The sequence below is a fragment of the Legionella nagasakiensis genome, assembly GCF_900639915.1.
GTDB classification, from domain to species: Bacteria; Pseudomonadota; Gammaproteobacteria; order Legionellales; family Legionellaceae; genus Legionella_A; species Legionella_A nagasakiensis.
On record NZ_CAAAID010000008.1, the window covers coordinates 39,028 to 51,835 of the forward strand.

The following is a 12,808-nucleotide window of genomic DNA, read 5'->3' on the forward strand; positions in this document are numbered from 1 at the left end:
AGCTATTTAGTAACCATCAATGATGGCGGTACAGGGGGTGGTACAGGCGGTTTAATGGGAGGATGACAGAATGGTTTAGGCAAGCGTGCTTCATGCAACGGCGGTAATACAATGTCTTTATTTCTTTCGTTATATTCTTCTTCACGTACAGATTCCAGTTGATACTGACGTACATCGTTGTACTTGCTGCCAGTGACTTGTACGGTATCTCGTTCTGTTCTGAGGATAAGAGGACGAATAAAGACCATGAGTACTTTTTTCTCACGACTGGTAATGTTATGTTGAAATAGTCGTCCAATGCCTGGAATGTCGCCTAAAATAGGTAGGCGATTGTCATCATTGCCTAAGCTGTCTTGCGCGAGTCCTCCGAGGACAACGATATTACCACTTTCCACATGGACGGAGGTGACAATAGCGCTGATGTTAAAGATTGGATTGGTAGAAGAATCAAGAGAACTGCTTGGGTCAAGAGTATCATTTCCCTGATCAATCTGCATTTGAATGCCTTGTCCTCGGGTAATTTGGGGCCTAACGTATAAATGCAAAGCAACGTTGATCCGATCAAACGTGGTAAATGGGCTGCCTGCAGCAGTGCCACCAGCGTTATTGGGATAAGACGATGTGGCGACGGAGACTTGTTTGCCAATAAGAATCTTAGCTTGACGATTGTCTAAAACAACAACGGAGGGAGTCGAAAGTATGTTTGCTTTACGTTCTCTGGCAAGTGCATGAATTTGTGCTTGAAACTGATCCAGAGAAGTTCTGGAATTAACAATGGCAAAGCCTGGTCGGAAGGTGGAATTTGATAATGTTTCCTGATCAACGGTTCCCCATTCAATGCCCAAGTTATTAACATCGCTTTCATTGATTTCTGCAACCAACGCTTCAATCAATATTTGCGCAGGTTTTATATCAAGCTGGCTAATGACGGATTTCAACATGCGAATCAGGGTAGCTGGTGCATTAATAATGATTGAATTTGTATTTGGTTCAGCAATAATCTGTACCGTTGGTTTTGTACTTCCTTCACTTTGAGTTACAGCTCCTGTCGTATTTGGCGTTGCTTGCGGATTAGTGGCCGGTGTAAAACTAGCGCTGGCCGCGGCCGTTTGTCCGCTGCTCGAGGAGCCACTGGCCATATTAGATGCAGGATTGGTGCTATCCAATGCCGGCCTGGTGATCGTACCAATGGTTGTTCCAACTGTACCGCTGAAACTTGCTTGAGCAATGCCTGCAAGGATGGGAACTAAGTCCTCGGCGCGCAAATAATTTAAATAAATAACTTGTGTATTACTGTTGTTCCCATAGGGACCTGATTTGTCCAGTTGAGAAATAAGCAGTCGTAAGCGAATGCGCTCGGTTTTACCGCCACTGATAAGAATTGCATTATTACGATCATCGGCGGCTATCATTGTTTGGCTATGAAGAGAACCAGGTTGTGTTTTAACCAGATCCTTTAATGTATTGGCAATGTCCATAGCCAGAGCATATTTGAGCGGCACCATGTCAATGCCATTCGCACTTGAGCTATCGACTTGCTTGATGATGTTGGCCAATTGCTTAATATTGTTTGCACGGCCTGATAGAATCAGCATGTTGGAAGGTGCGTAGGCGGATATGCTGCTCCATTGTGGCATCAATGGTCGCAATACTGGGACCAGTTGTTCGGCAGGCACGTAATGGACAGGGATGACTTGGACCATCATATCATCTCCTCGCGGCGGGCGGGCCATTTGACTAAGCAAATCTGGTGCTTGCGTTTTGGCATCAATATTCGGAATGATTTTAATCATATCACCCGATGGAACAGCAGCGTAACCGGAGACTTGCAACATGGAAAGGAACGCTTGATATAATTCTTTATCGTTCATCGGCGTGCTGGAAATAATTGAAATTTTTCCTTGAACGCGGGGGTCAATCAAAAAGTTTTTTCTTGTCAACCGAGAAACTTCGGCAATAACAGCACGAATGTCTGCGTTTCTCAGATTCCATATTTTCTCAGTGGATGAAGTCGTATCTGTAGAAGGTTTTGCAGCGATGGTTACTGGAGGCTTATCAACGGTTGAGGAAGAGGGATTCGATATTTTTTTAGTAGAACTCGCAATCATTTTTCTAAGATCAAGTGCAACGGCATAGTCGCTAATAGGTCCAATTTGAACGTAGTAGGTGCTCTTATCGTCTGAGGGCTCTGTTCTAACGGGTTGTCTTAGGGAGGCTGATAATCGTTTCTGAAGTTCTTCAGCTTCTTTTTTTTGCGCAAACGCACCTATTTCAACAAGATAAGCCTGTTTATTGCCTCTAGTGAGGGTTTTAATGTGAATGTCTGTTGCATGAATCACACAAGACCAGAACAGAATAATAAGATAAACAAAAAAAATTCGCATTGAACAACCGTCAAATTCTGATTATGTTCATAATAACTAAAATTAAAAATCTATAACAGCGATTCCTGCTATTGGGAATGAAATTCTTTAAATAGATATCCCGACATAAGGTTCAGTGTTTCTTTAATTAAGAATAAAAAGTATCAGCAGATTCTTTTTAGGTCGAAGGTAAGCAGATAGAAATGTTAGCGATGGTGGCTATGGGTGGACTCGAACCACCGACCTCAGCATTATGAGTGCCGCGCTCTAACCGGCTGAGCTACATAGCCACAAGTGGCGAGGATTTTGTCTTTTTCATGCAGGGATGTCAAGTCCAAAATTGAAAATTCATCCCTATAACAAATAGACATATGAGTAGATATATGAACACAGAATAGACAATTAGTAGTCAAGCTGATAATATTTTAATTTCGCATGTCAACAACGATAATTATAAACGCTTGTTAAAGCGCTTAAGTATCAGGCTTTTTTATAATGAAACAAGGGAGATATGACCATATGGCTTACAGCAATCCACAATCGGCAGCTTCTGATGCGTTGTGCTTTAAAGTACTTATGCCTTGGATTGTGTGGGGTTTAGGATGTCTCTTTTATTTTTATGAATGTCTTTTGCAGGTCTCTCCTAGTGTGATGAGCTCAGAGTTAATGCGCGATTTTGCAGTAACAAGCCATACGCTGGGAATTTTATCTGGAGTTTATTTTTATTCTTACGCGTCCATGCAGCTGCCAGGGGGGGTACTACTCGACTATTTTGGTCCCCGAAAATTGCTTACTATCGCCACGTCTATCTGTGCCGTCAGCACCATTGCGTTTGGATTAACGAATAGTTTTTATATGGCTTGCTTGGCGCGACTTATGATTGGCTTCGGTTCAGCTTTTGCCGCCGTTGGTACGATGAAGTTGGCTGCCAATTGGTTTTCATCGGAACGTTTTGCTTTACTCACTGGAATCATGGTGACGATTGGCATGCTGGGAGCAATTGGAGGTGAAACTCCTTTGGCACTCTTGATTGATGGCTATGGCTGGCGGCAGAGTATGCTTATTATGGGGAGTCTTGGGATTGTTCTTGCTTGTCTTATTTATATGGTTGCTAGAGATGTGCCCAAAGGTCATGGAGAGCGGCAGGCGGATAACTCGCCGCATGCGGATGAAGATCCATTGTTGAAGAGCTTATTGACGCTTTTAAAAAACAAGCAGTTGTGGTTAGTGGCTACTTATGGTGGCCTGATGTATATGGCTACTCCTGTCTTTTGTGGTTTATGGGGTGTGCCTTTTTTGATGTTTAAAATGCAACTTGCCAAGGCAACAGCTGCGAATTACATTTCATTGGTTTTTATTGGTTGGGCAGTCGCAAGTCCATTATGGGGGATATTTTCTGGTCGTATTGGTCGTCGTAAACCACCTATGTTCATTGGGAGTGTTGGTGCGCTTGTTTGCAGTGTTCTTTTCATTTATGCCCCAATTGAATCAGGTCTCATTATGCAGTTTCTCCTGTTTGTTTTTGGTGTCTTTTCGGCTGGATTTTTACCTGCTTTTGCTGTAGCAAAAGAGCTGTGTAATAAACGCTATGTGGCAACTGGTTTGAGTTTTATGAATATGATGAACATGATTGGCATTGCCATTGCCCAACCCGTGATAGGATATATGCTTGATTTACTGTGGAAGGGCGAAATCGTTCATGGTGTTCGAGTCTATCCTATTGAAGCCTATCATATCGCTTTGGCATTATTGCCTGTTGGTATGTTAATCTCCCTATTGGTTTTACCATTGATACGTGAAACGTACTGTAAAAGTGTAGAAGAATAACCAAAAATTAGTGAGCACGACAAAATTGCTCAATATCGAACTTAATTTCAGAATATGAACCGTTAATAAATGATTATGGCAAAAAAACTTTATATTAAAACAAATGGTTGCCAGATGAATGAATATGATTCGTCCAAAATGGCAGAGGTTTTACTGCAATCGCATGGATTGGAAAAAACCGATCAAGTCGAGGAAGCAGATGTTATTTTACTGAATACTTGTTCCATTCGTGAAAAAGCACAGGAAAAAGTGTTCTCCCAGTTAGGACAATGGCGTGAATATAAACGTAATAATCCGCATGTGGTGATAGGGGTTGGTGGTTGTGTGGCAAGCCAGGAAGGTGCTGATATTATTAAGCGCGCACCGTTTGTTGATTTGGTTTTTGGGCCACAAACGTTGCATCGTTTACCAAGCATGCTTGATGAGCGGATGAATACGAAAAAGCCGGTGGTTGATATCAGTTTTCCTGAAATAGAAAAATTTGACCATTTGCCTGCTCCTCGTGCCGAAGGTCCCGTTGCTTTTGTATCCATTATGGAAGGGTGCAGTAAATATTGCAGTTATTGCGTCGTTCCTTACACGCGTGGTGAAGAGATTAGTCGTCCATTTGATGATGTGCTTGCGGAATGTTATCAACTGGCTGTCCAAGGCGTGAGAGAAATCAATTTGCTTGGTCAAAACGTAAATGATTATCGTGGTGGGATGCACAATGGCGATATTGCCGATTTGGCGCTGCTGATTCATTATTTGGCTGCCATTGATGGCATTGACAGAATCCGTTTTACAACCTCCCATCCTGTTGCATTCTCTGATAATTTGATTCAGGCTTTTGCTGAGGTGCCTGAGTTGGCCAATCATTTGCATTTGCCCGTTCAAAGCGGTTCTGATCGAATTCTTGCCTTGATGAAACGTGGTTATACGGCAATGGAATATAAATCGAAAATTCGTAAACTGCGTAAAGTTCGCCCGGATATTCGTCTCTCAACGGATATTATTGTTGGTTTTCCTGGCGAAACAGAACGTGATTTTCAGGATACAATGGATTTGGTGCATGAATTGGGTTTTGATACTTCATTCAGTTTTATTTTTAGCGCAAGACCAGGAACTCCAGCGGCCAATTTACCCGACGACACCCCCGTGATGCTTAAAAAGCAACGGCTAAAGATTTTGCAAGATCGTCTTTTGTTGCAGGCATCACGATATAGTCAATCCATGGTGGGCAGTACACAGCGTATTCTGGTGACGGGTCCCTCTAAAAAAAATACCCAGCAGCTCGCTGGACGCACGGAATGCAATCGTGTCGTTAATTTTGATGGCCCTGTTAAATTAATTGGGCAATTTGCAGATGTTTTAATTACGGAAGCGCAACCTAATTCGTTGCGTGGACGATTAACTGTAGAACAATCTGAACTGGCGTAATACTATTTATAATGCTTATTTTATTCATTGAAACGTCTTATCTTTGCAACGCTGAGTGTTTTTTATCAATATGAATGACAGATTAGACAAAGAGATCATTGTGCCAGAACACTATTGTGGGCAACGTATTGATGTGGTTCTCGCGCAACTTTTTTCTGAGTTTTCCCGGGCCCAACTTAGTCATTGGTTAAAAGAGGGTGTGATTACTATCAATCAACGCTTATTCAAACCAAAAGATAAAGTATACGGTGGCGAGCATGTTTTATTGCGGGCACCAACGTTGCACTTTGAAGAAACATCCTGTTGTGCAGAGCAAATCCCATTAGATATTGTGTTCGAGGATGACTATCTGATTGTGATTAATAAGCCAGCTGGTCTGGTTGTTCATCCAGGCGCAGGAAATCCAAGACATACCTTGGTGAATGCATTACTTAACCATCATCCTGCATTACATCATTTACCAAGAGCAGGAATTGTTCATCGTCTGGATAAAGATACCACCGGCTTGTTAATTGTTGCGAAAACACTTGCTGCCCATGCCTCATTGATACGGCAAATGCAGGTGCGAGAGATACAGCGATGTTATTTGGCATTGGTTTATGGACACGTTATTGCAGGCGGTAAACTGGACACTTTTTATGGCCGTCATCCGAGAAACCGTTTAAAAATGGCTGTGCGCCAGCAAGGCAAGGAAGCCATAACCGAGTTTTCAGTGCGCACGCAATATCAATATTTTACCTTGCTGGAAGTCAAATTGTTAACTGGACGTACTCATCAAATACGTGTTCATATGGCACACATGAATCATCCTATTGTTGGAGACCCGCTTTACGGTGGACGAACACGTTTTCCTGCCGGGACGACTTCGGAGATGCGCCAAATGTTGCAAGCCTTTAAAAGGCAAGCATTGCATGCTTATTTTTTATCATTTAGGCATCCCGATTCACAGGAGGAATTGACATTTTCTGTGCCGTTGCCGGATGATTTTCAAAGATTATTAACACAAGTGGGTATTTATGCTAAATCTAGTAGCTGATTGGCCTGCCCCGGAAAGTATTCTTGCTTTAACAACCACTCGAATGGGTGGTGTCAGTCAGTATCCTTATGACAGCAATAATATGGCGCTGCATGTAGGAGATCATGATGCTCATGTGCAGCAGAACCGTTGTCAATTGATGGCAGCGCTAAGATTGCCAGGTGAACCTGTTTGGTTGGAGCAAACACATAGTAATCGTTGTGTTATCGTTGAAGAAGAGTCAGAGCGTGTAGCGGATGCTGCAATTACTCGGCATAAAATATATCCTTTGGTCATTATGACAGCGGATTGCTTGCCTATTGTATTATGTGATAGGCAAGGCACTGAGATTGCTGCTATTCATGCAGGTTGGCGAGGATTAGTCAGTGGCATTATAGAAAATACGCTTGCAAGAATGCGTAGTTCTCGTGAACATCTTATGGCATGGATAGGGCCCGCCATTTGTCAATCATGCTTTGAAGTGGGTGATGAAGTTCGAGAAGCCTATATAAACTGTTATCCTTATACAAAAGACGCATTTCGTAAACATGCTGAGCGATGGCTTACAAACCTGCCACAAATGGCAGAATTGATATTCAAGGCGTGTGGTCTTACAGCCGTTTATCATGCATCAGCCTGTACATTGGAGCTTAAAAAACAATTCTATTCCTACCGTCGGGAGTCGCAAACCGGTAGAATGGCAACTTTAATTTGGTTTAAACAGGAATAATAGTATGACTTGTAATTTCAGATATTGGTTGAGTGGCGTATTTTTGCTGCTTACCTCGCTGACGTATGCGGCAGACGATTTAAAGCAAATGCCCACTTTGGCTCCCGTTTTAAAATCTGCAATGCCTGCTATCGTTAATGTGGCCGTGCAAGGTATCATTCCAGGAAATGTCCCTTTACCTGATGAGGATGATAATCAGGACAAATCACAAGGTGGACCTGAAAAGCCAAAAAAATTTCAAAGCATCGGATCGGGTGTGATTGTTGATCCTGAAAACGGCATCATATTGACCAATGATCATGTCATTCGAAATGCAACGTTGATTACCGTTACCTTAAATGATGGACGGCGTCTGAAAGCAAAATTAATAGGTGGTGATAGTGAAACGGATGTTGCGGTACTTAAAATTGATGCCAAGAATTTAAAAAGCTTGCCTATTGGTGATTCCGATAAGATTGAAGTGGGTGATTTTGTTGTGGCCATCGGAAATCCCTTCGGCCTCAATAGCTTTGGTAACAGCCAATCGGCGACGTTTGGCATCGTCAGTGCAATGAAACGAAGTGATTTGAACATTGAAGGCATAGAAAACTTTATTCAGACTGATGCAGCTATTAATCCGGGCAATTCAGGCGGTGCTTTAGTGAATGCGAAAGGGGAACTAATTGGCATAAATACTGCCATCATCTCGCTTTATGGGGGTAATGTGGGTATAGGCTTTGCCATTCCAATTAATATGGCCAAAGACGTTGCCGAGCAGATTATTAAGTATGGTTCAGTGCATCGTGGCTTGATGGGAATTTTTGTGCAACATCTTACTCCAGAACTTGCTCAGGCACTTGGATATGAAGAAAATTTTCAGGGTGCTTTGATATCTCAAGTTAATGAAAACTCACCGGCAGAAGCGGCTGGTTTGAAATCAGGCGATGTCATTGTGCAAATTAATGATACCAAAATTACGCAAGCATCCCAGGTAAAAACAACCATCAGTTTGCTGAGGGTAGGTAGTACAGCCAAAATCAATATTAAACGTCAAGGTAAGGATATGACCTTTAATGTGGTGGTTACCGACGTCAAAAAACATGAGCAGAAGTTGCAGTCCAAAAATCCATTTTTGTATGGACTAGCCTTGCGGGATTTTGAACAAGACTCACCATTGCATGGTCATATCGTCGGGGTTCAAGTGGTTGGAGCGTCTGAAAATAGTTCAGGATGGCGGGCTGGATTAAGGCCGGGAGATATTATTGTATCCGCGAATCATCAACCAACAAGAACAACCCGCTCACTGCAGGTTGAGGCTCAAAAGAAAAACAAGCAATTGCTGGTCCAAGTGTTACGAGGAGCAGGAGCGCTTTATATTTTGATTATTTAGAGCATTTTCATCAAAGTGTAGCACTGGATAGTGCGAAGCAATATCCGGGATATAATGCCCAGACAAAAAACCCGGTTACCGCTGGCGTGTTAACCGGGCTACAATTCATCCAATCTATAGCCTGGTTATCATAAAGTGACGACCAGGTTTTTTTATGCCCCCCTGTCTTGATTAAAATGGTTTTAAAAAAGGGCTTAGATCCGGTTTTTCATGCATGCGATATTGATAAACAGCATAAAACGCTATGATGTTTTTCAGGTAATTACGTGTCTCGTGCCAGGGAAGCGTTTCGATCCAAATGTCAATTTGCTTGGGCGGATGATTCTTTAACCAATAATTAACTTGTCTTGGTCCGGCATTGTAGGCGGCCGCGATTAATACTGGATGATTGTCAAAGCGTTTTGCTAAATATTGGAGATAGGCAACGCCAATATTTATATTTTTCTGCGGTGAAAATAATTGTTTTTTTTCTTCATAAGGGATGTGTTCATGTTTGGCAATACTTTGGGCAGTCGTTGGCATCACTTGCATTAATCCATGTGCACCGGCAGCAGAAATGACTTGTTCACGAAACATGCTTTCTTGGCGGATAATAGAAAAAACTAATGTTTTTGGAATTTGATAATTTTTAGCGTATTTTGTTATGGTTTTTTGATAAGCAACTGGGAATCTTAGAGATAATTGATTATTAAGTTCATCATTATTACTAAGATACAGTGATTTGTCATACCATTGCAGCTCCTTTGCTAGCCAGTATGCCAGAGCGCTTTTTTCTTCTTTAGGCAGTTCGATAACAAAATCACTCAATAACCGTGAAGCTTCTAGGCTTTGATTTGAGGTATACAAATCCTTAATTTGGTCGGTAAAGGGTTGATATGGTTGTAATAACTGTAGATTGGTGACCGCGTTTTCATTTTCGAAACTGAATTTTTTATTAATTCGCAAGCTTGCAAGAAAGCCATAATAGTTTCTTGTTTTAGCAAGATGCTCATAAATAGGAAGTGCTTCAGCTTTTTTTCCTTGGGCTTCTTTCGCACGGGCAAGCCAATATTGCCAGGAGGGATTTTCGCCATCCTGTGATAGTTGAATCAAACGCTCAACATCTCGCCAGCGGTGTTGTTTTAAAGCAAAACGAATTTGCCAATCCAGTAATGCATCGTTGTAAAACTCAGGCTTTACCTTGGCAAACCATTGCAGGGTATCTTCATGATTTCGCATGGCTTTGTATAGTGCGACATGCACTAAAAAGGCTTGCTGTTGTCTTTTACTTAATAATTTTTTTGTTTTCACATGTTGCCAATATCGTATGGCCTGATCCATATTGATGGATACCATGCGTTTAAGACCGTACAAATAATAGTCATCATGTAACTCCCCCGTTTCCAGCTGGGTGATGCGGGAGGGGTTATGATAAATCTCATTAAGTATTTTAATATCATGATGCCGTGGATTTTTGTATTGTTTTAGAAGATATCGGGCGAGCGATAAATTACGTTTTTCCAAAGCCAAGACAATGCGCTGGGTTATTAAACTCTCATTTAGTTCATTGCTGTTTAATAACAATTTAAATAATTCATTGCATTCAGAAGGTTGGGAAAGTCCGATCAGCCATAGTGATTTTGCAGATTGCATGGCTTCTTGTTGTTTGCCTTGATGGTAAAGAGCTGTTAATGCATAACATTGCAGACTGACATCATCGAAGTTTTGATAATATTGCGTATATATCTCCCAGTTTTTATCTCGCGCCAATTGATGGAGCCATTTTTTTCTTAATTTTTGAGCAAGAGGTGTATTCGTATTAATGAAAGCAAGAAATTCAGGGTCGGGAGACGTTGGTAAGTTTTTGCTCCAATAGGTATAGGTTTGGAATTTTTCTAAATAAGCTTCTGCAGATGCGGCAAAGATCGGTATGTTTAAACATAATCCACATAAAATGAGTTGTATTTTATTCATGGTATTTCAACGGGATTTAATGCTACTTAATTGTTGCCGCATTTCCGCAATAATTTTAGTGTAATCAGTAGAATTAAATATAGCAGAACCCGCCACGAATTGAGTAGCACCTGCTGAAGCCAAACGTGTAATATTTTTTGTATTGATACCACCATCCACACAAATTGGCAATTGTGGGTATTGTTGACGAATAACAGCAATTTTTTTTATTACCTCAGGAATCAGCGTTTGTCCTCCAAAACCAGGATTAACGGTCATGACCAATAAAAAATCAAGCCGGTGAATGCACCATGGCAGATATTCGGTAGAAGTAGATGGATTTAACACAAGTCCAGCCTCGCACTTATATTCATGAATGAGTTGCAGACTGCGATCAAGATGGATGGTAGCTTCTGGATGAATACTGATGCGTGTTGCGCCAGCCTCAGCAAATTGCTGAATCAAGGCATCCACTGGCGATACCATTAGGTGAACATCGATGGGAAGGTTAGGGAAACGATCCCGCATTTTTTGGCAAATCACTGGACCAAAGGTAAGGTTTGGGACGTAATGATTATCCATCACATCAAAATGGATCATGTCTGCACCAGCCTGGGCTACAGCAGTTACTTCCTCACCAATGCGCATCATGTCAGCAGAAAGCAGAGAAGGCAGGATTTGGAAATGCATCAACTTCTCCTCAAACTCCTAAAACCCTTTAGAGACAATTAAATACACCATTAAATGAAAGATTGATGGTATGTACTTGTACTCGTGAGTCTAGAATGTTGTTAAGTTCTTTCGTGGTAATATAACGATAATCCAAACCAAACCAGGTGAAATCATCGAGATAATAAGCTGCGCCAACAATGCCTTGCCCTATAGGACTGTTGGTGTTGGAAGATAGGCTTGTACAGGATATCAACTGGTTATTGCAGTAAAATTTAATTGTATTTTGTATATAGGCATACCCCACACCGGCACCCAGATAAGGAACGAAATTTGAGGCTCCACCTGGTGTGTAAAAATCATAAAAACCATTCAGCATGACCCCTACGGTCGTAGTATCTCCTTTCAGACGTAAGCCAGCACTTTGATTTGGGCTTGTATAGGTTACTCCATTCACGGTTATATTCTGATAGGGGTTGTAATTGACAACGGGTTCTAATTCGGCGCGAAAATGATTACTGCGAAAACCGATTTGACCCCCTATATTGCCGTATCCAGAATAAGAAAAAGAACCAGTTGTATTGGTAGAACACGTGGCACTAAGAGAGCAAGAGCCAGAATTTGGTGTGTTTGGTAAATTGAAAGTTAGGTTTGCATTTGGTGCATAACTGCCGCCAAGAATAATGCCTGCATACCAGCCATTGATTGGGTTAAGGGCGTGTATGGGATTGTTATGCAGCATCAATACTGCCAAACCAATTTTTAACGACTGCTTCATATCCTATCCTTATTTATAACGACTTTCATCAAAACGATAAATGATCCCCACATTGGCCAGATGGGCTTGAAAGACTTTGCCTAAATCATCAGCTTTTTCCGTCGCAACGTAACGATATCCTATATTTAATGCATAATTTTCTGCAAAATTGTAAGTTAAGCCCGCTGTTGCCTGGTAGGCAAACACACTGTTTGAACCGGTAAACCGAGTTGCGCCATTAGGTCCTGCGCTGTTTAATTTTGCATTAACCCAGGCATAGCCAAGGCCTAGACCTAAAAAGGGTTGAATGGGGGCAACAATGGCCGGAAAATCATAATAGGCGTTGGCCATTGCTAAAATGGCATTTGAATAACCGCTTGGACTGATTTGACGAATGCCATTAATTTCGAAATTTTTAATGTTGGCATTGAGGTAAGTAAGCTCTCCTTCATAACGCATGGGATTACTTTTATAGCCAATACTTCCTCCCGCATCAAACCCTGCTTGATAAGAAGCATCTGTTCGTGTCAGGCCATATTCGGTTTTGCTGATGTTATTGGGGATATAGGCATAACCGCCGAAGACGCTTGTGTATAAGCCATCAATGGGGGTTGCTGCTGCCGCAATATGAGTGGCGAGTAATGCGGTAGAAACAAGAATAATTCTCATGACACTCCTTGTTATCCATTGTTAAGTTACTCCATGTTAGCGATTTGGCTTTTTTTTG

Annotated in this window: 10 protein-coding genes and 1 tRNA gene; 5 read left to right on the forward strand and 6 right to left on the reverse strand. The window is 41.7% G+C overall.

Going from position 1 to position 12,808, the window contains the following annotated elements:
• Positions 1-2: 2 nt before the first annotated feature.
• Positions 3-2,384, reverse strand: coding sequence for a GspD family T2SS secretin variant LspD (gene lspD / locus E1O52_RS08020; RefSeq protein WP_133128194.1), 2,382 nt, complete (start codon positions 2,382-2,384; stop codon positions 3-5).
• A gap of 192 nt (positions 2,385-2,576) precedes the next feature.
• Positions 2,577-2,653, reverse strand: a tRNA-Met gene (locus tag E1O52_RS08025).
• 229 nt (positions 2,654-2,882) lie between these two features.
• Here E1O52_RS08025 and E1O52_RS08030 point away from each other — a divergent pair.
• The 5 genes from E1O52_RS08030 to E1O52_RS08050 all read left to right on the forward strand — a co-directional run bounded on the left by E1O52_RS08030 (position 2,883) and on the right by E1O52_RS08050 (position 8,723).
• Positions 2,883-4,190 carry an MFS transporter gene (locus E1O52_RS08030; protein ID WP_133128266.1) on the forward strand — a complete coding sequence of 436 codons (1,308 nt, stop codon included), beginning with the start codon at positions 2,883-2,885 and terminating at the stop codon, positions 4,188-4,190.
• Positions 4,191-4,265: 75 nt separating this feature from the next.
• Positions 4,266-5,609, forward strand: a complete 1,344-nt coding sequence (gene miaB / locus E1O52_RS08035; RefSeq protein ID WP_133128195.1) for a tRNA (N6-isopentenyl adenosine(37)-C2)-methylthiotransferase MiaB — start codon at positions 4,266-4,268, stop codon at positions 5,607-5,609.
• A gap of 70 nt (positions 5,610-5,679) precedes the next feature.
• Positions 5,680-6,645 (forward strand): 23S rRNA pseudouridine(1911/1915/1917) synthase RluD, encoded by a 966-nt coding sequence (rluD, locus tag E1O52_RS08040; RefSeq protein ID WP_133128196.1) that lies wholly within the window; start codon positions 5,680-5,682, stop codon positions 6,643-6,645.
• Positions 6,626-7,354 (forward strand): peptidoglycan editing factor PgeF, encoded by a 729-nt coding sequence (gene pgeF / locus E1O52_RS08045; protein WP_133128197.1) that lies wholly within the window; start codon positions 6,626-6,628, stop codon positions 7,352-7,354. Before rluD ends, pgeF begins: the two co-directional genes overlap by 20 nt.
• A gap of 88 nt (positions 7,355-7,442) precedes the next feature.
• Positions 7,443-8,723: a Do family serine endopeptidase gene (locus tag E1O52_RS08050; RefSeq protein ID WP_242602209.1), complete on the forward strand. Its 1,281-nt coding sequence runs from the start codon at positions 7,443-7,445 to the stop codon at positions 8,721-8,723.
• Positions 8,724-8,894: 171 nt separating this feature from the next.
• Here E1O52_RS08050 and E1O52_RS08055 read toward each other — a convergent pair whose 3' ends face one another.
• Genes E1O52_RS08055 through E1O52_RS08070 form a run of 4 tightly spaced genes read right to left on the reverse strand, consistent with a single transcriptional unit; the run spans position 8,895 to position 12,750 of the window.
• Positions 8,895-10,676, reverse strand: coding sequence for a transglycosylase SLT domain-containing protein (locus E1O52_RS08055; protein WP_133128199.1), 1,782 nt, complete (start codon positions 10,674-10,676; stop codon positions 8,895-8,897).
• A 6-nt stretch (positions 10,677-10,682) separates the two neighbouring features.
• The gene (gene rpe / locus E1O52_RS08060) at positions 10,683-11,345 is read right to left on the reverse strand and encodes a ribulose-phosphate 3-epimerase (RefSeq protein ID WP_133128200.1); all 663 of its coding nucleotides are present in this window, start codon (positions 11,343-11,345) and stop codon (positions 10,683-10,685) included.
• Positions 11,346-11,373: 28 nt separating this feature from the next.
• Positions 11,374-12,102, reverse strand: a complete 729-nt coding sequence (locus E1O52_RS08065; protein ID WP_133128201.1) for an outer membrane protein — start codon at positions 12,100-12,102, stop codon at positions 11,374-11,376.
• 9 nt (positions 12,103-12,111) lie between these two features.
• On the reverse strand, positions 12,112-12,750 hold the full coding sequence (locus E1O52_RS08070; RefSeq protein ID WP_133128202.1) for an outer membrane protein: 639 nt from the start codon (positions 12,748-12,750) through the stop codon (positions 12,112-12,114).
• Positions 12,751-12,808: the final 58 nt, after the last annotated feature.

Bases quoted from the DNA above. Each gene is read 5' to 3' on its own strand.
- lspD (WP_133128194.1), bottom strand. From the start codon at position 2,384: ATGCGAATTTTTTTTGTTTATCTTATTATTCTGTTCTGGTCTTGTGTG.
- E1O52_RS08030 (WP_133128266.1), top strand. From the start codon at position 2,883: ATGGCTTACAGCAATCCACAATCGGCAGCTTCTGATGCGTTGTGCTTT.
- miaB (WP_133128195.1), top strand. From the start codon at position 4,266: ATGGCAAAAAAACTTTATATTAAAACAAATGGTTGCCAGATGAATGAA.
- rluD (WP_133128196.1), top strand. From the start codon at position 5,680: ATGAATGACAGATTAGACAAAGAGATCATTGTGCCAGAACACTATTGT.
- pgeF (WP_133128197.1), top strand. From the start codon at position 6,626: ATGCTAAATCTAGTAGCTGATTGGCCTGCCCCGGAAAGTATTCTTGCT.
- E1O52_RS08050 (WP_242602209.1), top strand. From the start codon at position 7,443: ATGCCCACTTTGGCTCCCGTTTTAAAATCTGCAATGCCTGCTATCGTT.
- E1O52_RS08055 (WP_133128199.1), bottom strand. From the start codon at position 10,676: ATGAATAAAATACAACTCATTTTATGTGGATTATGTTTAAACATACCG.
- rpe (WP_133128200.1), bottom strand. From the start codon at position 11,345: ATGCATTTCCAAATCCTGCCTTCTCTGCTTTCTGCTGACATGATGCGC.
- E1O52_RS08065 (WP_133128201.1), bottom strand. From the start codon at position 12,102: ATGAAGCAGTCGTTAAAAATTGGTTTGGCAGTATTGATGCTGCATAAC.
- E1O52_RS08070 (WP_133128202.1), bottom strand. From the start codon at position 12,750: ATGAGAATTATTCTTGTTTCTACCGCATTACTCGCCACTCATATTGCG.